We start from the raw sequence: 23,276 nt of genomic DNA, 5'->3' as shown, positions 1-23,276 counted from the left end.
AACCCGTTCCACCCACAGCTGTGCCTGCAATCCCCACCCCGCCGAGGACCAGGGCGCTCCGGCGACTGAGATCGGGCACTACCGGCCCTCCTCGAGCACACGCAACTGATCACGGAACTGCTCCGCAGTGAGCTCCCCCCGAGCGAAACGCTCCTCGAGAATCTGCCTGGCACTGACCGCACCAGCTTGCCCCGGGGCGGATCGCGTGCCATCGCTCCCGGACTTGTTCGACAGTAACCGAACAATGACATAAATGAGCACGGCGACGCCTGCCAGGGCCAGCAGTCCGAACCCCCAGGACCATCCCATACTTCCGTTACCCCACATCATCTGAGTTGAGCTCCTTCCGTTCACTGATCCGTATCTCCACCGTACCCCTAGAGGTATAAGTCGTGGCTGGGTAGATCGTCCACGCACGTGGAACGGCACGTACCTCACACACCGGTGCAACCCGCTGAAACTCACGCAACAAGAAGGCCCAAACGCGAGGCTTTGATGGCTTCGAACTAGGCCCAGGGGTCGCGGGATATAGCTTGAAGCCATGACGAACGGGTGGAATCGGAAGGCCATTGTTAGTGCCAAGCTCGTCACCATCTTGACCCCGATCGGGGGACGCGCGCGTGCCAAGTGATGACGCGCTCTGGCGATAGGTCGCTGCTTTCCAGGAGCCACTTGGGGACGCGCTAAGCCTTAATCCACCGGTCCGCCTTAAGTGAGCGGCGAATTGAGGCTTCGTCATCTGCGGGCTAGGCCTGTTGTCCGTGCCCGCCGAGCTGCACAGCAACATCCTGGCACCCTTTGAATACGTTCTCACCGTTGACCTAAACTTCCTAGGAATCATCACCGCAGGTCTCTTCGCCCTCGTCTTACTCACTGTCTCCTTCCTGACTAGCACTCGTCGGGCTGCCGTGAAAGCTCAGGGACGTCAGCTCTGAGCGAGACCTCAATCCCGCAAGGGCGACTACCAAGTGAGCAGGGAACTGGACGACCGCACCGCGCGGTGCCATTCTGGTGTTGTATCAACCGAATGGAGACATGATGGTCAACGCTTCAGGCGTGAATGTGGCGGAAACCCGCGCACAGCCCCGCGGGATAGGTCTACCTGGCACCATCCTCGGTATCGGGTTAGGTGGATTCGTCGATGGGATCCTGCTGCATCAGATCCTGCAGTGGCACCACATGCTCACCAGCGCCGTGACCGCGAACATTGATATTGGGTCCTACCCGGCGGATACGGTCCCCGGTCTGCAAATGAACACGCTTTGGGACGGGTTGTTCCATACGGTCACTTGGCTCGCGGTACTGATCGGGCTGGGAATGCTTTACTCTCGCGTCACCGGATCCCGCGGCCGCGTCTGGGCCTCACGCGTGCTCTGGAGCTGGATCCTGGTCGGGTGGGGAATATTTAACCTGGTGGAAGGCATCGTGGACCACCACATCCTGGGGGTCCATCACGTGATCAGCGGGGAGTTCCAAACCCTGGCCGATATCCTCTTCCTTGTCCTCGGCGCGTTACTCGTAATCGGCGGATGGCTGTTGCAGCGTACCGGGCGCCCCATCGATCTGACCGACCACAATGATCGAACGCACTCCTTGAGGTGATGTCCGACACGCACGAGGCTCACGCCGGCCACGCCGCCACCGCCTTGGAGACGGCGGTTCCGCTGATCCTCATCGCCGCGGTAGCGCTCGGATACGTTCTCCTCGCTCATAACCGCGGTAAGGAACCACGCGGGTGGAGCAGCTGGCGGATCGCAAGTTTCCTCACCGGCTGCACTCTCCTCGCCCTGGGCTTATCCCCGCAGACCTCTCCATTTCCTCTCGGCGGGCTACCTACTCACATGTACCAGGACCTGCTCATCGGGATGTACGCGCCCATCGGGCTGGTCCTTGGCGCACCCATAACCCTTCTGCTCTGATCCGTACCCCGACGTCAAGGCAAGACCATCGGACGCATTCTCCGAGCCCGGCCCATGCACCTCATCGCCCACCCCGTCACCACATTGGCCCTCAATCTCGGCGGTCTGGCCGTGCTGTACTTCTCCCCTCTCTTCAGCGCCGCATCTAACGCCCCTGTCCTTCACCACCTCGTGCACCTGCACTTCCTCGCGGCCGGCTACCTGTTCGCCTGGGTCATCTCAGGCCCGGATCCCGCGCCCCGACGACCGTCCGTGCCCGCTGAGCTGCTGATATTGGGCGTCGCGATCGCCAGCCACGCGATCATCTCCCAACTCCTCTACGCCGGACTGTTCGTTTAGGTCCCCGCGACCGCGTCCGAGTTCCGGCAGGCCGGAGGACTCATGTACTACGGAGGAGACCTCGCAGAACTTTTCCTCGCATTCGCCCCCCGTCTCCACCTGGCGGCCACAGCACCGGCGCCAACTCGCACATCCCAATCAGGCGCAACCGAGCACTGTCAGTTAAACGGAACTCCCCGTCGTCTGCGCGTCGTTGTCTGGTCTGGGACTTTCCTACAACCGGCGGCCGTAGTCGCTCACATCTTCCGAATAAAGCCAGGCCACGCAACGATCGGCCGACACCATCTTTCGTTGAACGCTACCGATTGTTTGACCCGTCGAGGGTGGGCAAGATGCGGCCGGCGTGCCGCATTGGCGACACTCGGGCAGATGGAACATCAAATCAAGCGCGAACGCGTCATCGAATCGATCACCAAGTGCCGCGACGCGGCAAGAGTCTGGGAGGTTGCCCTCGGATCATCACCGACAGCCGAATCCGCAACGCCCGCCGCCTCATAGAAGGGGGAGAGACAGCAGCGCAGGTCGCGCGCGATCTCGGAATGTTCCGAGCGACCTCCTACCGCCGCTGGCGCGCCCTGAGATAACACTGAGCATTCTGGTGACGACATCCGGATAAACAGCGACGTCACACAGAGATACCGCGGGCCGACACGGAGCGGGGGGCAAGACCCCGTGCGGCGAGAAGCGGCAACGGGCATACGCAAGCAGCGGACAAAGTCGGCAACCACCACTGTCAGAAAGCTCGATTTACGGATACTCTTCGCCGCAAGCGTGCGTGCGTGCGTGCGTGCGTGCGTGCGTGCGAATAATGCCAATGCATTTGGTTGAGGGCTACGTATTATCGCTGTCGCATTAATCGTCGGGATCGACCCGATGGGCGAGAACACATAGGAGTGAATGGTGAAGAAGAACATCAAACGGTTTAGCCTTTGACCACAAGACCGGCGAACTCATCGAGCCCATCCGCAAAAAGACCATCGTGATACCCGCCGGAAAAGACCCCGCCAAGGACAAAGCCCTCAAGTACGGGCAGACCTACCCCCACAAGAGCCCGACCTGGAAGGGCTACTACGCACTGCGCAACACCGTCGAAAGCCAGAACGCGTTCATCAAGGACTCCGCGACCGAAGACATCGCCTCCCCCCTGAAACGGCGCGCCCGCGGCAACACCTTCGCCTCACTGGCCGTGACACTCGCACTCGTCTCAGCCAACATCCGAAAGATTTTGACTTTCATTCAGAGCGAGCTCGCCCGAGTGCCCCTCACCACGAAGAACAAGTCCTTCGCGAGCACGTACTATTCCAGCGCTGAAATCACGGCGGCGACGCCACCCACCGACACGGCGCCGTCACCACCACCCAGCTAGCCGCCCGGTCGTCAACAATTCCGTTACCTGCAGTAAAAGTCGCTTCGCCCTGCCAAAAAAAGGGCGAAGCGGTGTTTAACCGCCGACCGCGCGCCGATCACAGCGTTTCTTGGGGCTAGCACTCTCGAAATCGGCGCCTTAACGCAGAAAACCGGCGATGCGATCGCCGGTTTTTTGTTGCCGCAGGAATTTCGTAAACTAAACGCCGGAATTACGTAAACTCCTCGCTGCGGAGACGGTGGGATTTGAACCCACGGTACCCCGTAAAGGGTACTCCACCTTAGCAGGGTGGTGCACTAAGCCGAACTATGCGACGTCTCCTCGGTGCCTGCTTGCGCAAACACACTCCCCCATCTTAGCCGTACCGGGGGCATCCGCTCTGACCATGAAAACCACGGCCGGAGAAAAGGATACCGGCGCCCGGCTACCCTTGCTCGCGCAGGGTTCGACCGGCCGTGCAGGTGTAATCGCCGGCCGTTTGACCGGTCACCGAATCCGACAGGACAACTCCGGGAGCCTCCGTCGCCACGGGCGCCTCGGTAGCCACCGGAACGTCGGTCGCGGCCGGAACGGGAGCGGCGTCAACCGGAGCATTCGGGTCGGCGACAGTGCCACGGCCGGTTGTTCCGCTCAGAGTCAGCGGTTCATCGGCAGCGACCGCCGCGAACAGGTCGTCGAATGCCGGCTGAATGGCTTTGACACCGCCCGTCACGTTGCCGGTGGGCACCTGGGCGAATACGACCTGGTTGAGATTGATGTCCTTCAGCGCGACGGCGATCGATGCGAGGGTCGTCACGCTGTTGAGGCTCTCAGATAGGCGCATGTTGGCTGTCACTGCCTTGGCCAGGGCGTATACCTTGGTCGGGTCGGAGAGGGTGTCGGCGCTCTGGATCGTGCGCACGAGCGACGACATGAACAACTGCTGGTTGTTGATGCGGGTCAGGTCGCTGCCGTCGCCGAGGCCGTGGCGGGTGCGCAGAAATTGCAACGCCTCATAGCCCTCGAGCAGGTGCTCGCCCGGGTCGAGGAAGGTTCCGGTGTATTCGTCTTCGATGCGCTCCGCGACACAGACCGGCACGCCGCCGACGGCGGAGGACATGGACATGACGCCGCTGAACTGCGCCTCGGCTGCAAATGGAATGGAGAGTCCGGTGAGCTTCTCAACGGTCAGCACGGTGCAGGCGAGCCCGCCGTAGCTGAGCGTGGTGTTGATCTTCTGGCTGCTCATCGCGTTGAACGAGCCGCCTTTGGGGTTGGGGCAGGAGGGGATGGAGACGAACATGTCACGGGGGAAGCTGATGACCGAGGCGTTGCTGTGGTCTTCCGAGATGTGCAGCAGCATCGTCACATCGTTGAGGTCGCCGGTGGAGTCCTTCGGGCCGAACGCTGCGTCCTGGCCGACTCGACTGTCGCTTCCGACGATGAGCATGTTGACGCCGCCGTCTATGGCGCCGATCGACGGGACCGGGCCGTCGCTCTCATTGGCGAGGTGCACGCCGGGCTGCACGCTCACGGCGACGTCGTAGGTCGCGATGGCGGCCACGGAGAATCCGCTGACCAGAACGACGGCCACGCTGCCCGCAATGAACTTCGCCACGGTCACGGCAGCGTTCGACTTTTTGAGCCGGCCATGACGCGCAACGGTTTTGAGGTTCTTGGAGCCGGCCCGGCGGGGGCGAAGCTGGTCGCTCACTCATGTCCTCTCATCGGGTGGTCGGCCTGATCGGCCTGCGGCGCCAATAGTTGTGCGCCGGTCTTATTCGGTTCAGTGAAGCTGCCGTGCGGTGGAGCGTGAAATCGTGCTGCGGAGGGCGTGGGATTCGAACCCACGAGACATTTCTGCCCACCAGTTTTCAAGACTGGCTCCATCGGCCGCTCGGACAGCCCTCCCGGTTGCCCATTTTCCGTGCAAAATACTGCGCGGGATGAATTGGGCGAACTGGCCCGATTCTAGCCGATGACAGACCCCACACACTGACAGAGCGGCCTGACAACCGGCTGGATACCGGTCAGAGCGTGCGCAGTACCGTGGCGAGGCCGTCGATTGAGACATTGCCGGTGATCTCCGACCCGGCGGCGAGGACGTCGTGGGGCGACTCGCCCATGGCGACACCGCGACCGAATTCACCGGCCCACTGCAGCATGTCGATGTCATTGCGACCATCACCGACGGCCATGACCCGGTCGCGGGGAACACCAAGCGACACGCGCACCCGCTCCATCGCCGTTGCCTTGTTGACGCCATCGGGGGCGATGTCGAGCCAGGCGGTCCACCCGATGGCGTAGCTCACCCCGTTCAGCCCCATCCGTTCGACGACGTGGAGGAAATCCTCCATGTCGTGGTCGGGCGAGATGACAACTACCCGGGTCGCCTGGTGTTTGAGGAGCTCATCGAAATCGACTCGTTCGCTGTCCATACCGATCGTGGCATCGGGAATCGGCTCGGTGTAGCGGTAGAAGCCGTGCTCGTCTTCGACCGCGAACCTGGCCGAGCCAAGGTGCGCGCGAATCGAGGTGAGCACGTTGCTCGGGTCGAAGGTTTCGACCCATTCCCGTCGGTATCCCATGGGCGCGGAGGCGTCACGGTGCATGGTGATGGCACCGTTGGAGCAGACCACGTAACGCGGTGAGATGCCGAGTCGGTCGAGCACTGGCAGGGCAGCGGCCGCGGAACGCCCGGTGGCCAACATGACCTCGTGTCCAGCAGCGGCGAGGCGGGCGACCTCGTCGATCACGGCCTGGCTGATCGAGCCGTCTACGTGCATCGTGGTGCCGTCGATGTCGAGGGCGACGAGCCACGGTGTGGTCGTGAGCACTGTGGTCATTTCGATCCCTTCACGCGGAGCGGCGTCAGCACCTCGAGGCCGCCGAGGTACGGCCGCAGCGCCTCAGGAACGAACACCGACCCATCCGCTTGCTGGTGTGTTTCGAGCATGGCCACGATCCAGCGGGTGGTCGCTAGCGTGCCGTTCAGGGTGGCGACCGGCGTGGTTTTGCCCGATTCGGTGCGATAGCGGATATCCAGCCGGCGCGCCTGATAGGTGGTGCAGTTACTCGTGCTGGTCAGCTCGCGGTAGGCGTTCTGGGTGGGAACCCAGGCCTCGATGTCGAACTTGCGGGCGGCGCTCGACCCGAGGTCGCCGGCGGCCACATCGATCACCCGGTAGCTGAGGCCCAGCGACTGCAGCATGCCTTCCTGCAGGGCTACGAGGCGCTCGTGCTCGGCATCGGCATTTTCGGGCAGCACGTAGGTGAACATTTCGAGCTTGTTGAACTGGTGCACGCGAATGATGCCGCGGGTGTCTTTTCCGCCCGAGCCAGCCTCACGGCGGTAGCAGGTGGACCAGCCGGCGTAACGCAGGGGTTCCTCGGACAGGTCGAGGATCTCATCTTTGTGGTACCCGGCGAGCGCGACCTCGCTCGTGCCGGTGAGGTAGAGGTCATCGGCGGGCAGGTAGTAGACCTCGTCGTTGTGTTCACCGAGAAAACCGGTGCCGTCCATGATTTCGGGGCGCACCAGGGTGGGGGTGATGAGCGGCACGAAGCCGGCTTCGAGCGCACGGTCCAGCGCCATGTTCATGAGAGCGATCTCGAGGCGGGCACCGATGCCCTTCAGGAAGTAGAAGCGGGTACCGGAGACCTTGGCGCCGCGCGCCATGTCGATGGCACCGAGCAGTTCGCCGAGTTCGAGGTGGTCGCGCGGCTCGAAGTCGAACACCGGGGCCTCGCCGTGGGTGCGCAGGGTCGCGAAGTTTTCTTCGGCGCCGCACGGAACACCGTCGATGATCGGGTTCGCGATGGTCTTGACGATCGCGGTGAAGCGGGCATCTGCCTCGCCGGCGATGACTCCGGCAGCTTTCACCTCGACGGCGAGGCTTTGCGCTTCGGCAACGAGGGCTTTCTTCTCGGCGCCGGGCGCGGCAGCCACGCGCTTGCCGAACAGGTTCTGTGCAGCCCGCAGGTCTTCGAACGCGGTGATCGTCGACCGCCGTTCCGCATCTGCGGCCAGTGCGGCATCCACCGCTTCCACGGAGTCGCCACGGGCCTCCTGCGAACGCTTGAAGAGGTCAGGGTTTTCGCGTAGCAGCACCGGATCAATCACCCGGCCAGTCTACAAGCGACTGCCGTCGGGCAATCGCGGGGGCAACCCAGTAGCGTAAGCCTCGTGAGCGCCTCCGAAAACCTCGCCCAGCACGCGGCCGTCGTCTACAATCCGGTCAAGGTCGACCTCGCCAGGTTGCGGGCGAGCGTGGCCGCAGCGGAGCGGGCCGCCGGCTGGGGTGCGACGCAATGGTTTGAAACGTCCGTCGACGATGTCGGTCAGTCAGCCACCAAGCGGGCCCTCGATGCCGGCGCCGCCATGGTGCTCTCGGTCGGCGGTGACGGCACGGTGCGGGCCGTAGCCGAGGCGTTGCGCGAGTCCGGAGTGCCCATGGCCATCGTGCCCTCGGGCACCGGCAACCTGCTCGCCCGCAACCTGCTCCTGCCGCTCGGCAGCATTGACACCGCAACATCGATCGCGTTCAGCGGTGTCGACAAGCCCATCGACCTTGGCGTCGCCAGCGTGACCACCGAGGCCGGCGCGATGGAGGAACACGTTTTTCTGGTCATGGCCGGGCTCGGCCTCGACGCGCAGATGATCGCCCACACACGCGACGACCTCAAGAAGCAGGTGGGCTGGCTCGCCTACGTCGACGGGGTGGCGCGGGCGCTGCCGAAAGCGCGGCCATTTCGCATCCGTTACAGCGTTGCCGGGCGGGTCGACCGGCCGGCGCAGGTGAGCGCCATTCTCGTCGCCAACTGTGGGCTGCTGCCAGGCAACCTGCAGTTTCTGCCCGATGCGCGCCTCGACGACGGCATTCTCGACATTGCCGTGCTGCAGCCCAAGGGCGTGCTCGGCTGGCTGACCATCTGGCGGCGGGTGACCTGGGAGAACGGGGTGCTGCGCCGCTCAGCGGTGGGTCGCCGCATGATTCAGGCGACTGAATCATCGAATGAACGGGTGATGACGACCCTGCGGGGGCCCGACATTCGCATCGCGCTCGAGCACCCCCAAGATTTCGAACTCGACGGCGACGAGTTCGGTCTGGTGCGCAAGGTGAGGCTGCACGCCGACGCGGGCGCGCTCATCGTGCGCGTGCCGGCCGAGTAGCGTGTCGTTTCTGTTGGGAAGGGGTCGTAAATCGACCTTCCACCGCCGGTTCAGGTCGTTTTGCGACCCCGCACGCGCCTTATCGGCGGGTCGACCGGGAGCGCCAGCGCAGGGCGTGGAAAAACAGCAGTCCGACGACAGTGGCCAGGCCGGTTGCGATAAGTGCGGGTGAGAGAGTGTAGATCACCTGCTGCATCACCATGTCGATGGGCACCTCGGCGCTCGAGGATCCCGCGAAGCCCGAGCTGAAATACGTGCCAAGAATCGTGCGAACCTGCAGGATCAGCCCGCCGATGATGAGGGCTGGCCCAATAATCCACAGGGCAATGATGAACGGATTACGCGGCTCGAATTGGTCGGGAGGCTCGTCGGCGTCGGGTGTGGGCACCGAACCGACATCGGTTGGTCCAACAAAGTCTGCCGGCTGATTGTCTGCGACGGGCGACAGAAACGCCGATAAGTCCGGCGCAGCGGCATCCGCAACGGGCTCATAGCCACGCTGATAACGGGCATCGTGCTCCGGGTCAAAGCGCGGCTCGATCATTCGGTGGGCTCCCCTGCGATCAGGCCGCGCAGCCAGTCGCGCGCCTCGATGAAGATGCCATCGTCGTAGCGCGAGGTGAACTCGATTCGGCGTTTGTCCGCCCGCGGGTAGGAGCCGAGAAAGATCACTTTAGGGCTGAAACGGCGCAGTCCGAGCAGGGCGTCGGCGACGCGCTCGTCAAGAATGTGACCGTCGGCGTCGACGACGAAGCGGTAGCGGCCGAGGGAATCACCGATCGGCCGGGACTGAATCAGGCTGAGGTTCACGCCACGGGTGGCGAACTGCTCGAGCATGTCGAGCAGGGCGCCGGAGCGGTCGCTCGGCAGCTCGATGATGAGGCTGGTCTTGTCGGCGCCGGTCGGCGCCATGAGCTCGGCGGTGCGGGCGACAAGCACGAACCGGGTCACCGCGTTCGGGTTGTCACCGATTTCAGACGCCAGAACAACGAGGTCGTGGTGCTTGTCGATACCGGGCGGGGCGATCGCGGCATCCGCTTGATCAGTTTCTAACAGGGCAGACGCGGCGGCGACGTTGCTCGACGCGGGAATGTGCCCGTGGCTCGGCAGGGTGCGTTCGAGCCAGTTGCGGCACTGCCCGTAGGCGACCGGATGCGCGTTGACGACGCGCACATCGTCCAGGGTTGTGCCGGGGCGGGCGACGAGCACGAAGTTCACCGGTACCAGGTATTCGCCGATGATGCGCAGGTTCGGCACGCTTGCGAGGGCATCTTGCGTGGCCGTGACACCACCGTCGACCGAGTTCTCGATGGCGATCATTGCCGCCATGCTGCGGCCGCTCGCGACATCGGCGAAGGCCTCACCCACATTGTTGACCGGACGCCAGATCTGGCCGCGAGCGCCGGGCACCTGGGCGAGCGCCGCTTCGGTGAAGGTACCGGCCGGGCCGAGATAGCTGTAAGTCTGGGTCGGGGTCGGATTCGGCGCGTCGGGCATGGCTCTCAGCCTACTGGGGATGCCAGACTGTGCTCATGAGCGAACGTGCGGGCACCCGAGCCCTGGAATCTGACCTGATCGACGTTGATGAACTGGTCAAGGCCTATTACGACCTGAAACCGGATGTCCGGGTGCCGGCCCAACGCGTCGTCTTCGGCACGTCCGGGCACCGCGGCAGTTCGCTGAACACCGCGTTCAATGAGGATCACATCAGTGCGACGACTCAGGCGATCGTCGAGTACCGCGCCGGGCAGGGCATCACGGGCCCGCTCTTCATCGGCACCGACCCGCACGCCCTGAGCGGCCCGGCATACACGACCGCCCTCGAGGTGCTCGTCGCCAACGGCGTGCGCGTGCTCGTCGACGAGTTCGATGACTACGTGCCCACCCCGTCGCTGTCCCACGCAATTCTGGCTTACAACCGGGCCGGGCACGGCGACCTGGCCGACGGCATCGTCGTCACGCCGAGCCACAACCCGCCAATGGACGGTGGCTTCAAGTACAACCCGCCGCACGGCGGTCCGGCCGACAGTGATGCCACCTCGTGGATTGCCAACCGGGCCAACGACCTCATTGCCGGGGGCCTGGCCGGCGTGCGACGGAGCGAGCCGAGCGCCGTTGAAACCTATGATTTTCGCGGCAACTACGTGAACGACCTCGAGAACATCATCGACATGCAGGCCATCCGCACCAGCGGGATCCGCATCGGGGCCGACCCGCTCGGCGGCGCGAGCGTTGGCTACTGGGGCGCCATCCGCGACCGCTATGAAATCGACCTCGTCGTGGTCAACCCGAAAGTAGACCCCACCTGGAGGTTCATGACCCTGGACTGGGACGAGAAGATCCGCATGGATCCGTCGAGCGCCTCGGTAATGGCATCCGTCGTTGCCCACAAGGATGAGTACGACATCCTCACCGGCAACGACGCCGACGCCGACCGGCACGGCATCGTCACGCCCGACGGCGGCCTCATGAACCCGAACCACTTTCTGGCCGTCGCCATCGACTACCTGTACAGTCACCGCGAAGGCTGGAAGCCCGACGCCGCGGTCGGTAAGACCCTCGTCTCGTCGACGATGATCGACCGGGTGACCGGCTTTCTCGGCCGCGACCTCTGGGAGGTGCCCGTTGGTTTCAAATGGTTCGTCCCCGGCCTCATCGACGGGTCCGTCGCTTTCGGCGGTGAAGAGAGCGCCGGCGCCAGTTTCGTGCGCTTCGACGGCACCGTCTGGACCACCGACAAGGACGGTATCCTGCTCGCCCTGCTCGCCTCCGAGATTCTCGCGGTGACCGGCAAGACCCCCAGCCAGCGCTATGCGGAACTAGCCGCGCACTTCGGCGCTCCGTCGTATGCCCGAGTGGATGCCGCGGCCACGCCCGCGCAGAAGGCTGCACTGGCCAAGCTCGACGGCTCGATGATCACAGCCACCGAACTTGCCGGCGAGAAGATCACCGGCGCGTTCAGCGTTGCCCCCGGCAATGGGGCAGCGATCGGCGGCGTCAAGGTGACCACCGAGAACGCCTGGTTCGCGGCCCGGCCCAGCGGCACCGAGGACGTCTATAAGATTTACGCCGAGTCCTTTCTCGGCGACGAACATCTGGCTCGCGTGCAGGCCGAGGCCAAGGCCATCGTCGACACCGCGATCGCCTAGAGCTCTCACCCGCCGCAGACGGAGCGCTGGGGACGGGTTATTCGCGGGATGTCGAGTTCAAGGTTGAGCCGAGGAGCGGATGGTCCGTCCCCAACGCGGCCCACGCGACAATGAGTTCCTAGGGAACGCTCCAGTAGTACGCCGTAGCCCCCGGGTGGTCCACCGTGATCGCCGTGTCGACCGAGCGGAAATCGGAATCGAGGGTGTGCCCGGCGAAGAAGATCGAGATGGTGTCACCCACGCGCTCCACCTTGGTGACAATGCCGGTGTGGTCGCGGTCGCCGGTGTTGTCCCAGTCGAACTGTGCGATGTCGCCGACCTTCACCTGGTCGCGCTGCTGATCGGTCAGGGCCGTGGCCCTGCCGGTCTGCCCGATGTATTCCATGAATGCGGTGGAGCTGCGCCACGCCGCTGAGGAGTCGTAGGCGTTTCCGTTCTTCGCACTCGACCAGACGCTGTCCATGACCCAGCCGCGCGCGATCATGGCCTGGCTGGCAAAGTTGACGCAGTCATTCTCGCCGAGAATGCCCCACTCGGCGGAGTTGTAGTTTTCCAGCTTCCAGTGCGCCGCGACGTAGTCCAGTTGCGCGCTGACGGGCGCGCTGACGGGGGCGCTGACGGGGGCGCTGACGGCCGGCTCTGGTTCCGCTGGCGGTTCAACCGTGACCGGGGCGGCGGAGGCGGTAGGGGTGACGCGAGCCGGGTCATCCGTTGCGGCGACGGCATCCGTTGTCTGCGCGGTCTTGGCGGAGTCGGCGGAGCCCTCGAGGGCCTGCACGACGAGCGCGGTCGCGCCGACCGCGAGCACGGCTCCGACTGCCGTGGTCAGGCCGAGTCGCTGCCACCGGGTTAGCTGCACAATGTTCTCACTTCGTTTAGGAGCCTGCCTGTGACGGCTTAGACGCTGACGGCGGCGCTGAGGTAGAGCGCGATCGCCGCGAGGGCGACGAGCACTCCGACGATGATGACGCCGATCAGAAACCGGCGGCGGAGACGTCGTTGATCCGCCTCGGTGGGTTCGTTGTTCTGCAGCATGGTTCGAGCTTAGCGGCGACGAATATCAGAGTCCTGAATTCGCTCCGGCGGGTGCCGAACAACATCAGCGCCAAATACTGGCTGCACGCGCTGCCGCACGGTACCGTGTTTTTATGTCGCAGACCGAGCCCGCACCGTTCACCTGGCCGCACGGATTTCTCTGGGGGTCGGCGACGGCCGCCGCGCAGATCGAGGGTGCCGGCCACGAGGGCGGCAAGGAGGATTCGATCTGGGATGAGTTCGCGCGGGTTCCGGGCGCTATCGCGGGCGGCGACGACCTCGACACGGCCGTGGATCACTACCACCGGATGCCGGCGGACGTGCAGCTCATGGCCTCACTCGGCCTCGACTCCTACCGGTTCTCAACCAGCTGGGCACGGGTGCGACCGGGCGACCGCGCCCTGAACCGGCAGGGGCTGGACTTCTACTCCCGGCTGGTCGACGAGTTGCTCGGCGCCGGCATTCTGCCCTGGCTCACGCTGTATCACTGGGACCTGCCGCAGGCGCTCGAAGAGAAGGGGGGCTGGGCCAACCGCGACACCGCTTACCGGTTCGTCGACTATGCGAGTGATGTCTATTCTGCGCTCGGCGATCGGGTCACCCACTGGACCACCTTCAACGAACCGTTTTGCTCCTCGCTGCTCGGCTACGGATCGGGCGTGCACGCTCCGGGCCGGCAGGATGGCCGGGCGGCGGTCGCCGCCGTTCACCACCAGCATCTCGCGCACGGGCTCGCGGTCAACGCGCTGCGTTCGGCCGGCGCCCAACACCTCGGGATCACGCTCAATCTCACCAATGCCGTGCCGCGCGATGCCGCCGACCCGGTCGATGTTGAGGCGGCCCGGCGCCTCGATTCGCTCGCGAACCGCATCTTCCTCGACCCGCTTTTGCGCGGCTCCTACCCCGAAGACACCCTGCGTGACCTGGCGCCGTTCGGGCTGGCCGAGGTCATCCACTCGGACGACCTGGCGATCATCGGCGCGCCGCTGGATTTTCTCGGCGTCAATCACTATCACGATGACCTCGTGAGTGGGCATGCGGATGCCGCGGCGAGCGACTCCCACGCCGGCGGCGCCACCCGACCGGTCGCGTCGCCGTGGATCGGGTCGGAGTACATCACTTTTCCGAGCCGCGGGCTGCCGCGCACCGCGATGGACTGGGAGGTCAACCCCGACGGGCTGCGCCTGCTGCTCGTGCGGCTCAGCCAGGAGTACGACCGGCTGCCACCGCTCTATGTGACCGAGAATGGCGCAGCCTACGACGACGCGGTGAGTACCGACGGCGCTGTGCATGACGCCCAACGCACCGACTACATCGTGGCGCACATCACCAAGGTGGGCGAGGCGGTCGCGGCCGGCGCCGATGTGCGCGGATACTTCGTGTGGTCGCTGCTCGACAACTTCGAGTGGTCGTACGGCTATGAAAAACGTTTCGGCATCGTGCGAGTGGACTACGACACACTCGAGCGCACGGTGAAAGACAGCGGGCGCATGTACGCGGCACACATTCTGGCGGCACACACGAGCTGAGCCGCGCGCGACGAGGTCTCGCGGCACCCGTTACGGACGGCGGCACCTGTTCCCAGGGGTGCCCGCTTCCTCAACGAGTGCCGCGAGTACGGGACCGGCTCCGAAGAAGATCCTCGGGCAGTCCAGTTTCCAGAAAGTCGACGCCCGGCACCGGCCCGAAGCGGGCCCGCATGACGGCGACCGCCTCGGGGTTTTGATCGATGAGCACGAAGCGTCGGCCGAGCGCGGCCGCGACCGCACCGGTCGTGCCACTGCCAGCGAAGAAATCAAGCACCCAGTCTCCTTCCCGGCTCGACGCCTGAATGATGCGGCGCAGAATCCCGATCGGTTTCTGGGTGGGGTAACCGGTTTTCTCCTTGCCGGTGGGCGAGACGATCGTATGCCACCAGACATCCGTGGGCAGCTTGCCCTTGGCCACCTTTTCGGGCGTGACGAGGCCGGGCGCCATGTACGGCTCGCGGTCGACGGTGGTGGAGTCGAAGTAGTACCTCGCCGGGTTTTTTACATAGACCAGAATCGTGTCGTGTTTGGTGGGCCACTTGTTCTTGGATTTCGCGCCGTAGTCGTAGGCCCAGATGAGCTCGTTGAGAAAACACTCGCGGCCGAACAGGGCGTCGAGCAGTACCTTGGCGTAGTGCGCTTCGCGGTAGTCGAGGTGCAGGTACAGCGTGCCGTCATCGGCCAGCAGCCGCCAGGCCTCGATCAGACGCGGTTCCAGAAAGGCCCAATAGTCCTCGAACTGGTCGTCGTAGCCGAGCAGGTCGCCCTTGATCCGTTCGTAACGCTGCCCCTTGAACCCGGTGATCGTGCCGACCGCGTGGGATCCGTCGGTGGCGACCGAGCGCACCGAGGTGGTGCTCTGGCGTTTCTGCGATCGGCCGGTGTTGAACGGCGGGTCGAGGTAGATCAGGGTGAAGGCGCCATCGGGCAGACTCGGCAGCACGTCGAGGTTGTTGGCGTGCACGACACGGCTCGGGCTGGTCGGTGTCCACGCGTTTGGCATTTGTCTATTCTTTCAGCCTAGGCGACTCTGATCGGCCTAGTCTGTCGGGATGACTGCAGAATCGACGACCATCCACTCGCAGAACCTGGCCGATGCCGGGACTGTCGACGTGCGCCACGACCCAGGGCAGAGCCGCTACACGGTCTGGCTCGACAATGAGAGCGTGGGATTGGCCGACTACACCACAACGTCGACGGCCGTGCACTTCACCCACACCGAGGTCAATCCGGCGCAGCGCGCCCATGGCCTCGCAAGCATTATGGTCGAGCAGGCGCTCGACGACGTGCGGGTGCACACCGACCTCGCCGTCGTGCCGGAGTGCTCCTACGTGGCGCACTGGATCGACACCCACGCCGAATACCAGGACCTGCTCACCCGCGGACAGTAGCGGCTGGGCCCGGGCATCCGCTCGTCGCTCTTTAGGGCACCCGGGTCAGCCAGGCTTCGGTGCTGAACTTGTTCGCCACCAGCTCGGTGGCCTTCGCGTATTCCTCGGCCGTGACGTCGCCCTTGGTGGCGCCGTAGAGGCCGGTGAAGGTCTCGGTCATGCGGTCGATGATGGCAGCGCGGCTGAGGCCGGTCTGGCTGCGCAGCGGGTCGACCCGCTTGGCGGCGCTCGTGATGCCCTTGTCGCTGAGCTTCTCCCGGCCGATGCGCAGCACCTGCACCATCTTCTCGCCGTCCATGTCGTAGCTCATGGTGACGTGGTGCAGCACAGCGCCGCTGCCGAGGCGCTTCTGGGCGGCCCCGCCGATTTTGCCGGTCGGGCTCGTGATGTCGTTGAGCGGCTGGTAGAACGCATCGATGCCGAGGGACTTGAGCGCGGTGATGACCCACTCGTCGAGAAAGGCGTACGAGTCGGCGAAGCTCATGCCCTGCACGAGGTCGGTCGGTGCGTAGATCGAATAGGTGATGACCGAGCCGGCCTCCATGAACATGGCGCCGCCGCCGCTGATGCGCCGCACCACGGTGAAGCCGTACTTGGCGGCGCTTTCCGGGTCGACCTCGTTCTTGAGTGATTGAAAACTGCCGATGACGACGGCCGGCTCGTTCCACTCCCAAATACGCAGGGTAGGGGGGCGGCGCCCCTCACCAACCTCGGTCGCGAGCACCTCATCGAGCGCCATCTGCATCACGGGAGCGACGGGCGTTTTCGAGTGGATGATCTGCCAGTCGTAGTCGCGCCAGGTGCTCGCTTGGGCGAGCGAACGGCGCACGGCGACGCCGACGGCCTCCGGCGAGAAACCGAGCAGAATGGCGCCGCTCGGCAGTGCGCCGCGCACGGCAGCGGCGATCGCGGCCGCCGAGCTGCCAGCGGGAAGGCCGGTCACGGCGGCGTCAATATCTTCGAGGGCATCATCGGGTTCGAGAAAGAAGTCCCCGGCCAGATGAAAATTGGCAATGACGTCGTCGATGACATCGAGATCAACGACGACCAGTTTGCCGCCCGGAACCTTATATTCACCATGCATGAAATCAGCCTACGGCGTGGGTGGCAATCGCTCGTCGAGCCAGTCCACGAGGTCGCCGATGATTTCGTCGCGGTTGGTCTCGTTGAAAACTTCGTGTCGAGCGCCCGGATAGACAATCAGGCGTACGTCCTGCAGTCCGGAACGCTGGACATAGGCGTTCACCAGTTTGAGCGCGCTGCGTTCCCCCCCGACGGTATCGTCCCCGCCAACGAGCACGAGCATCGGCAGGTGACCGGGCAGGTCGCGGGCTGGGCGGCCGAACAGGCGGGCGGCCTCGCGAATGCCGAAGAGCTTCGCGAGCGGCGTCGCCGTGGTCAACGGGTCGGCCACAAAGGCCGCCGCGACGGCCGGGTCCCGGCTGAGCCACTCAACCCCGGTGGTGCCGAGCGTCTGGTGCTTGCGGTTGAGATCGCCGCCGTCGAGGTAGCCTGGCCAGCGATACGCGGTACCCGAGAGCACGATGGCGTCGTACTCGGCCGCGTGCTCGTTCACGATCATCTGCACCATGAACGATCCCCAGCTGTGCCCGAGCAGCACGAGGGGCAGGGTCGGGTGGTGTGAGCGGATGATCCCGCTCAGCTGATGCACGCCGGCTACGGCCGCGCGCAGCCCGCCGGCGCCGAGTCGGCCCAGCTTGGTGTGATCGCCACCGTGCTGGGCCAGTCCGGTCTGGCCGTGGCCGAGGTGATCGTCGGCATACACCGTATACCCGGCCCGGTTCAGATCGGCCGCGAGCGCCGCATAACGCTGGGCGTGTTCGCCGACGCCATGGGCGACCTGCACAACGGCCCGCGGGGCATCGACCGGCCAGACGTAGTAGCTGACAACCAGGCCGGAGGCATCCGTATATGTGGGCACGAAGCCAGTCTGCCCTGTTTACGAACAGGAACGCTCTGCAATGTACTTAGCTAAACTAATTTGCTATGCTAAGCATATATGGAATCTCGAACGCCTCCGACACCCGCCACGCTCGGCGTCATCAGGGCGCAGCCCCCGATCGCAATAGAGGCCGGGCGCGACCGCGACGTGAGCGACGTCAGCCACGAATTTCGGCTGGCCAATGGCCGCTTGGCTCGCCGCCTGCGGCAGGAGAAGGCAGAGAACGAATTGGGCAGCGGCCAGTTCTCGGCGCTCGGCGTGCTCTACCTGCACGGCCCGCTGACGCTCACCGAACTCAGCGAGTTTGAGCGGGTCACCCCGCCATCGATGACCCGCACGGTGAAGTGTCTCGTCGATGCCGGCCTGGTGACCCGCACCGATTCCACCCTGGACGGCCGCAAGATTGTGCTCAGCACGACCGATGCCGCCGCCGAGATCATGACCGAAACCCGCAAGCGTCGAGACGCCTGGCTAGTGCTCCGCGTCGCCCAACTCAGCCCCGAACAACGCAGCACCCTCGCCGACGCGACCGTCATCATGAAGGAGCTTGCCGACAGTTGAGTGCCATGTTTCGCTCACTGAGCGTCGTCAATTATCGCATCTGGTTCGCTGGAGCCCTGGTGTCCAATATCGGCACCTGGATGCAGCGCACCGCGCAGGACTGGATCGTGCTGACCCAGCTCACTGACTACAACGCGACCGCGGTCGGCATCACCATGGCGTTGCAACTCGGACCGATGGTGCTGCTCATGCCCTGGTCCGGTCTGATCGCCGACCGGTTCAACCGGCGCAAGCTGCTCATTCTCACCCAGACACTGATGGGGCTGCTGGCCCTCGGCCTCGGCATTCTGACCGTGCTTGAGGTGGCCCAGCTCTGGCACGTCTACCTGTTCGCTTTCGGCCTCGGTGTCGTCGCCGCGATCGATGCGCCTGCTCGCCAGACTTTTGTCTCCGAGCTCGTCGCCGAAGACAATCTGTCCAACGCGGTCGCACTCAACTCCGCCTCGTTCCACGGAGCGCGTCTGATCGGGCCGGCCGCGGCCGGCCTGCTCACGGTTGCCGTCGGCGCCGGTTGGGTGTTCATGATCAATGCGGTCACCTTTGCCGCGACGGTCGTCGCGATGGCCCTGCTGCGCACCAGCCAGTTGCGACGCCAGCCGAAGGTGTCCCGCGAGCGGGGGCAGCTCGTGGCTGGCTTTCGTTACGTGCGGGGAAGAAGCGACATCGTCGTCGTCATGATCGCGGTCTTCTTGATCGGCACCTTCGGCCTCAACTTCGCCATCTTCACCTCGACCATGGCCACGATCGAATTCGGTCGCGGGGCCGCGGAGTTCGGCCTGCTCAGCTCGATCATGGCTGTCGGTGCCGTTGCCGGAGCACTGCTCGCCGCCAGGCGCAGCCGTGCGCGGCTGCGCCTGGTCGTGCTCGGCGCCGCCCTCTTCGGCGTGGCCTGCGCGCTGTCGGCGATCATGCCGTCATATGCCAGTTTCGCCATATCTCTCGTACTCGTCGGCCTGTCCGCGCTGACCCTCATGACGACCGCGAACGCCTACGTGCAGACCACCACCCGGCCCGAGATGCGCGGCCGGGTCATGGCGCTCTACATGGCCATCTTCGTCGGCGGCACCCCCCTCGGCGCACCCCTCGTCGGCTGGGTAGCGGATGCCTTCGGCCCGCGCTGGGCGCTCGGCCTCGCGGCGATGTCCGGCCTGCTGGCCGCGGCCGTCGTGCTGTTCTGGATGGTGCGCTATCGCCGACTACGGGTGCAGCTGCATCCGTTCTCGTCACCGCGGGTGCGAGTGCTGCACGCCGGTGACGGGCGCGAGGAGGCCGCCGTTAGTCCGAGTCGCCGGTCCCGGACAAACGTGCCCGAGCCGGAAAGGTCTGCACAAGCGAACGAGTTCGATCGGGATCCCGCTCTGGAGCGCGAGAGCCTGGCCGAGCGCAACCGCGATAACGTCACGCGTGAGATCGCGATCGTCGAGGCTGCTGTTCCGCGGTAGCAGTATCGGTAGCGCCAGCGCTCCGGATTCGGGAAGGGTTTAGCGCACCCCGCCCATCAGGCGCAGCACCGGGCGGGCGATCAGGGCGAGCATGAGCCCCAGCACGATCGCGATGCCGCCGAGTACTCCGAAATAGAGTCGCTCGGGAGCCGTCGCGTACCAGGTGGCGAGCACCCCCGACACGGCAGAGCCGAGCGCGACCGAGAGGAAGAACAGCGCGACCATCTGGGTTTTGAACACCGCGGGTGCGAGCTTGGTGGCGACGGAGAGCCCGACCGGCGAGAGCAGCAGTTCCGCGACCGTGAAGACCAGCAGAATACCGATCATCGCCAGCAGTGGCGTTGAATTGACCGCTCCGCCGGCAAACGGCAGGAACAACAGGAAGGCAACGCCCATGACCGCGGTTCCGACCGCGAACTTCATCGGCGTAGACGGCTGCTTCGATCCCCACTTGGTCCATAAGGCGGCGAAGATGCCGGAGAGCACGATGATGAAGACGGGGTTGATTGACTGCACCCAGGACACCGGCATCTCCCAGCCGAACAGGTCACGGTTGAGCCGCTCGTCGGAATAGATCGTGACGACCGTGAACTGCTGCTGATACAGCGACCAGAACGCGGCGCTGGCCACGAAGAGCGGGATGAAGGCGTAGACACGCTTGCGTTCTACCGGGGTGATCTGTCGGTTCGTGAGAATCACCACGAAATAGGCGACCGCGGAGGCGACCGTCAGCGCAATCACGATGGTGACCAGATTGCTCGCGGTGATCACACCGGTCAGTACGAGCACGACGATGGCAGCGAGCGCGAGTATCGTCCCGAGGGCAAAACCGGGCCAGCGAGATCGCGGGAGGGGGTCCGGCACCTGTCGGGCGGTATCCGGCAGCCGCTTGCGCCCGAGCGAGTATTGGGTCAGACCGATCGCCATGCCCACCGCGGCGAGACCGAAGCCATAGTGAAAACCGATCGTGCTCTGCAGCAGACCGGTGAGGATTGGCCCAGCGAATGCGCCGAGGTTGATGCCGAGGTAGAACAACGAGAACCCGGCGTCGCGCCGGGGGTCGTCCGGAGCGTAGAGCGAGCCGACGACGGACGTCGCGTTGGCCTTGAGCCCGCCGCTGCCGACGGCGACCAGGATGAGGCCGGCGGTGAGGCCGCCGACTCCCGGCACGACGGCCAGGGCGATATGGCCGATCATGATGACGATGGCGCTGTAGAACAGCACCCGCTCGGAACCGAGAAGACGATCGGCGACCCACGCGCCGAGAATGGTCGACAGGTAGACACCACCACCGTACGCGCCGACGATGCCGGCCGCCGTGGCCTGGGGAATCCCGAGTCCGCCGTCGGCCACCGAAAAGTACAGGTACAACAGCAGTATGCCCTGCATGCCGTAGAACGAAAAGCGCTCCCACATCTCAACGCCGAAGATGTTGGCGAGTGATCGCGGCTGCCCGAAGAAGCCCCGATCCTCGTGGACAGCAGCGTGGTCGACGACTTTGCTCATTACTCAATGGTAGCAAGCACCCCGGAACGGGGCACAGCCTCCTCGACTGCCAACCGAGGCGAACGGGACTGCATGCGCGCTGGCGAAGTAGGCTCGGGGCATGAGCTCATTGCTGGTCAGCCTGCCCGACTCCGTGCTGCGCGAGGCAGTCGGCGAACTGCCCGCCGGCGTCGAGGTCGTCCTGTGGGCGCTCGACGGCCCGGCTCCGCGGCCGCGGTTTGACATCGTCGTCACGCCATATATGGGGGCAACCGATCGGCTCGCGCACCTCGCCGGCGTCGACGCCCGGATGGTGCAGAGCCAGTCCATCGGCTTCGACGGCGTCGGCCAGGTACTCCCACGGGGGCACGTTTTCGCCAATGCGGCGAGCGTGCACGAGACTTCGACCGCTGAACTCACCCTCGCGCTGATCCTCGCCTCCCAGCGCGGTATTCCCGATTTCGTGCGCGCTGCGGACCGGGGCGAATGGGCGCCAGAGCAGCACGCCAGCCTCGCCGATCGCACCGTGCTGCTGTTCGGCTACGGCGGCGTCGGCCGGGCGATCGAAAGCCGGCTGCTCGCCTTCGAAACCACGGTCATCCGGGTGGCCCGCACAGCGCGCAGCGATGAGCACGGCGCGATCTACGGCCTCGAGTCCCTGCCCGAGCTGCTGCCACAGGCCGACATCGTGGTCGTCGGTGTACCGCTCACCTCCGAGACGACTCACCTCGTCGACGACGCATTTCTGTGCCGCATGCGTGACGGAAGCCTGCTCGTGAACATCGCCAGAGGCCCGGTCGCCGACACCGATGCCTTGCTCCGGCACGCAACCGACGGCCGCCTCCGGCTCGCACTCGACGTGACAGAGCCAGAGCCGCTGCCGGCCGGGCATCCGCTCTTCGCGCTGCCCAATGTACTCATCTCACCGCACGTCGGTGGCGCCTCGAGCGCCATGCTGCCGCGCATGGCCCGGCTCGTGCGTGAGCAGATAGAGCGGATGCTGCGCGGCGAGACCCCGCTCAACGTCGTGTTGACGAGTTAGTCGCTGCGCCATTCCGCTCAGCCGGCGACGGCCGTGTTCGCGGCGGCTTGCGCGGGTGCCGGGCTTGGTTACCGTGGCGCCCCGAGATGCTCGCCGAAGAACGCCTCGATGCGCGTCCAGGCGTCGGCGGCGGCGACCGGGTCGGGACCGGCGCCGAGAATGCGTGCCAGCACGGGACGCAACACCCGCGGCCCGGTCTCGGCATCATTGAGAAAGGCGTGCCCGGCCAGCGGGTATTCCTTCACGTCGTGCTCGATCTTCAACCGATCGAGGGAGGAGTCGAGGGCGGCCGCGGCGCCGATGAGGGAGCGGTCGGCACCGCCGAAGCTGCCGACGATCGGGCAGGCGCCGAGCAGGTGGTCGTCGAGATTCTTGGGCAGCCGACCGTAGTTGACCGAGGAAGCGCCGAAACCGCGGGTGGCCGTGGCGAGCGCAAAGCCGCCGCCCATGCAGAACCCGAGCACACCGATGCGACCGGTGCAGTCGCTGCGCTGGCTCAGGAACGAGCGAGCTGACTCGATGTCGACGAAGGCCCGGCCGGCACCGGCCGACAGTGTGCGAAAGGTGGCGACGAGGCATTTGCGGGTTCCGCCCTCGGTGAAGAGGTCGGGCATGAGCGCCAGATAGCCGGCCTCGGCCATCCTGGTGACCTGGCGACGCATGACGTCCGTGAGCCCGAACGCCTCGTGCACGAGCACGACGCCGGGCCATGGGCCGTCGCCGGCCGGGATCGCGAGGATCGCCTTCAGACCGGCACTGCCGCCCGGTCCGTCGAGCAGTTTCAGGTCGATGAGCTGAGGTGCGAAGGTCATGCTTTCTCCCGGATTAGCTGAAACTGTATCCCGCAAACCACGCAAAGTCCGGTAGCCTGTGGTCAGACCACAGACAGCCTGATCGAGAGGA

22 protein-coding genes, 2 tRNA genes and 1 pseudogene are annotated in these 23,276 nt (G+C 65.1%); 10 read left to right on the top strand and 15 right to left on the bottom strand.

Translation table 11 applies throughout. The annotated features are described in order from the left end of the window. Nucleotides 1–78 precede the first annotated feature (78 nt). On the bottom strand, nt 79–330 hold the full coding sequence (locus E3N85_RS02050) for an SHOCT domain-containing protein (protein ID WP_134458851.1): 252 nt from the start codon (nt 328–330) through the stop codon (nt 79–81). Between the two features lie 705 nt (nt 331–1,035). On the opposite strand from E3N85_RS02050, the gene E3N85_RS02045 reads away from it, so the two are divergent. The 3 genes and pseudogenes from E3N85_RS02045 to E3N85_RS02025 all read left to right on the top strand — a co-directional run bounded on the left by E3N85_RS02045 (nt 1,036) and on the right by E3N85_RS02025 (nt 3,624). Beyond that, entirely contained in the window at nt 1,036–1,602 is a 567-nt protein-coding gene (locus E3N85_RS02045) for a DUF2243 domain-containing protein (RefSeq protein ID WP_198412030.1), read from the top strand. Next, a pseudogene (locus E3N85_RS16640) lies at nt 1,602–2,258 on the top strand (cytochrome c oxidase assembly protein). Before E3N85_RS02045 ends, E3N85_RS16640 begins: the two are co-directional and overlap by 1 nt. A 979-nt stretch (nt 2,259–3,237) precedes the next feature. Continuing rightward, nucleotides 3,238–3,624, top strand: coding sequence for a hypothetical protein (locus E3N85_RS02025; protein ID WP_134458845.1), 387 nt, complete (start codon nt 3,238–3,240; stop codon nt 3,622–3,624). A gap of 230 nt (nt 3,625–3,854) precedes the next feature. Here E3N85_RS02025 and E3N85_RS02020 read toward each other — a convergent pair. From E3N85_RS02020 to serS, 5 genes are all read right to left on the bottom strand, one after another. After that, a tRNA-Ser gene (locus E3N85_RS02020) sits at nt 3,855–3,945 on the bottom strand. Between the two features lie 103 nt (nt 3,946–4,048). After that, a complete protein-coding gene (locus E3N85_RS02015) occupies nt 4,049–5,317 on the bottom strand; it encodes an LCP family protein (protein WP_134458843.1) in 1,269 nt (422 codons plus the stop codon). Nucleotides 5,318–5,429: 112 nt separating this feature from the next. After that, nucleotides 5,430–5,514: transfer RNA gene (locus E3N85_RS02010), tRNA-Ser, on the bottom strand. Nucleotides 5,515–5,633: 119 nt separating this feature from the next. Beyond that, on the bottom strand, nt 5,634–6,449 hold the full coding sequence (locus tag E3N85_RS02005; RefSeq protein WP_134458841.1) for an HAD family hydrolase: 816 nt from the start codon (nt 6,447–6,449) through the stop codon (nt 5,634–5,636). After that, nucleotides 6,446–7,726, bottom strand: coding sequence for a serine--tRNA ligase (gene serS, locus E3N85_RS02000; RefSeq protein ID WP_134458839.1), 1,281 nt, complete (start codon nt 7,724–7,726; stop codon nt 6,446–6,448). The genes E3N85_RS02005 and serS overlap by 4 nt, the downstream gene beginning before the upstream one ends. A gap of 63 nt (nt 7,727–7,789) precedes the next feature. Between serS and E3N85_RS01995 the strand changes: the two genes are divergently transcribed. After that, the gene (locus tag E3N85_RS01995; RefSeq protein ID WP_134458837.1) at nt 7,790–8,776 is read left to right on the top strand and encodes a diacylglycerol kinase family protein; all 987 of its coding nucleotides are present in this window, start codon (nt 7,790–7,792) and stop codon (nt 8,774–8,776) included. 79 nt (nt 8,777–8,855) lie between these two features. Here the strand turns inward: E3N85_RS01995 and E3N85_RS01990 are convergent, their stop codons facing one another. Together E3N85_RS01990 and pheA are read right to left on the bottom strand one after the other, a co-directional pair. Next, nucleotides 8,856–9,320: a hypothetical protein gene (locus tag E3N85_RS01990; RefSeq protein ID WP_134458835.1), complete on the bottom strand. Its 465-nt coding sequence runs from the start codon at nt 9,318–9,320 to the stop codon at nt 8,856–8,858. Beyond that, the gene (gene pheA, locus E3N85_RS01985) at nt 9,317–10,273 is read right to left on the bottom strand and encodes a prephenate dehydratase (RefSeq protein WP_134458833.1); all 957 of its coding nucleotides are present in this window, start codon (nt 10,271–10,273) and stop codon (nt 9,317–9,319) included. Before pheA ends, E3N85_RS01990 begins: the two co-directional genes overlap by 4 nt. Nucleotides 10,274–10,308: 35 nt before the next feature. Between pheA and pgm the strand changes: the two genes are divergently transcribed. Further along, nucleotides 10,309–11,925 carry a phosphoglucomutase (alpha-D-glucose-1,6-bisphosphate-dependent) gene (gene pgm, locus E3N85_RS01980; protein ID WP_134458831.1) on the top strand — a complete coding sequence of 539 codons (1,617 nt, stop codon included), beginning with the start codon at nt 10,309–10,311 and terminating at the stop codon, nt 11,923–11,925. Nucleotides 11,926–12,043: 118 nt separating this feature from the next. Here pgm and E3N85_RS01975 read toward each other — a convergent pair whose 3' ends face one another. Both E3N85_RS01975 and E3N85_RS16170 read right to left on the bottom strand, forming a co-directional pair. Beyond that, a complete protein-coding gene (locus tag E3N85_RS01975) occupies nt 12,044–12,784 on the bottom strand; it encodes an amidase domain-containing protein (RefSeq protein WP_166783828.1) in 741 nt (246 codons plus the stop codon). A gap of 38 nt (nt 12,785–12,822) precedes the next feature. Then, on the bottom strand, nt 12,823–12,960 hold the full coding sequence (locus E3N85_RS16170) for a hypothetical protein (protein ID WP_166783827.1): 138 nt from the start codon (nt 12,958–12,960) through the stop codon (nt 12,823–12,825). Nucleotides 12,961–13,073: 113 nt separating this feature from the next. On the opposite strand from E3N85_RS16170, the gene E3N85_RS01970 reads away from it, so the two are divergent. Next, entirely contained in the window at nt 13,074–14,489 is a 1,416-nt protein-coding gene (locus tag E3N85_RS01970; RefSeq protein ID WP_134458827.1) for a GH1 family beta-glucosidase, read from the top strand. A gap of 70 nt (nt 14,490–14,559) precedes the next feature. On the opposite strand, the gene E3N85_RS01965 is transcribed toward E3N85_RS01970, so the two are convergent. After that, on the bottom strand, nt 14,560–15,492 hold the full coding sequence (locus E3N85_RS01965; protein WP_134458825.1) for a site-specific DNA-methyltransferase: 933 nt from the start codon (nt 15,490–15,492) through the stop codon (nt 14,560–14,562). A gap of 49 nt (nt 15,493–15,541) precedes the next feature. Here E3N85_RS01965 and E3N85_RS01960 point away from each other — a divergent pair, with 49 nt between their 5' ends. After that, nucleotides 15,542–15,880: a GNAT family N-acetyltransferase gene (locus E3N85_RS01960; protein WP_134458823.1), complete on the top strand. Its 339-nt coding sequence runs from the start codon at nt 15,542–15,544 to the stop codon at nt 15,878–15,880. Between the two features lie 31 nt (nt 15,881–15,911). Here E3N85_RS01960 and E3N85_RS01955 read toward each other — a convergent pair whose 3' ends face one another. Further along, nucleotides 15,912–16,964 (bottom strand): biotin/lipoate A/B protein ligase family protein, encoded by a 1,053-nt coding sequence (locus E3N85_RS01955; protein ID WP_134458821.1) that lies wholly within the window; start codon nt 16,962–16,964, stop codon nt 15,912–15,914. 9 nt (nt 16,965–16,973) lie between these two features. Then, nucleotides 16,974–17,822 (bottom strand): alpha/beta fold hydrolase, encoded by an 849-nt coding sequence (locus tag E3N85_RS01950; RefSeq protein ID WP_134458819.1) that lies wholly within the window; start codon nt 17,820–17,822, stop codon nt 16,974–16,976. A 78-nt stretch (nt 17,823–17,900) separates the two neighbouring features. Here E3N85_RS01950 and E3N85_RS01945 point away from each other — a divergent pair, with 78 nt between their 5' ends. Beyond that, nucleotides 17,901–18,404 (top strand): MarR family winged helix-turn-helix transcriptional regulator, encoded by a 504-nt coding sequence (locus tag E3N85_RS01945; protein WP_134458817.1) that lies wholly within the window; start codon nt 17,901–17,903, stop codon nt 18,402–18,404. Beyond that, nucleotides 18,401–19,846, top strand: a complete 1,446-nt coding sequence (locus E3N85_RS01940; protein ID WP_166783826.1) for an MFS transporter — start codon at nt 18,401–18,403, stop codon at nt 19,844–19,846. The genes E3N85_RS01945 and E3N85_RS01940 overlap by 4 nt, the downstream gene beginning before the upstream one ends. A 39-nt stretch (nt 19,847–19,885) precedes the next feature. On the opposite strand, the gene E3N85_RS01935 is transcribed toward E3N85_RS01940, so the two are convergent. Then, nucleotides 19,886–21,352 (bottom strand): peptide MFS transporter, encoded by a 1,467-nt coding sequence (locus E3N85_RS01935; protein ID WP_134458813.1) that lies wholly within the window; start codon nt 21,350–21,352, stop codon nt 19,886–19,888. Nucleotides 21,353–21,452: 100 nt separating this feature from the next. Here E3N85_RS01935 and E3N85_RS01930 point away from each other — a divergent pair, with 100 nt between their 5' ends. After that, on the top strand, nt 21,453–22,373 hold the full coding sequence (locus E3N85_RS01930) for a 2-hydroxyacid dehydrogenase (protein ID WP_134458811.1): 921 nt from the start codon (nt 21,453–21,455) through the stop codon (nt 22,371–22,373). Between the two features lie 68 nt (nt 22,374–22,441). On the opposite strand, the gene E3N85_RS01925 is transcribed toward E3N85_RS01930, so the two are convergent. Next, entirely contained in the window at nt 22,442–23,185 is a 744-nt protein-coding gene (locus E3N85_RS01925) for a dienelactone hydrolase family protein (protein ID WP_134458809.1), read from the bottom strand. Between the last annotated feature and the right edge of the window lie 91 nt (nt 23,186–23,276).

The organism is Cryobacterium sp. Hz9, from assembly GCF_004402825.1.
GTDB classification, from domain to species: domain Bacteria; phylum Actinomycetota; class Actinomycetes; order Actinomycetales; family Microbacteriaceae; genus Cryobacterium; species Cryobacterium gelidum.
The sequence above is the reverse complement of the archived record's forward strand: the minus strand, read 5'-3'. Positions and strand labels throughout refer to the sequence as shown.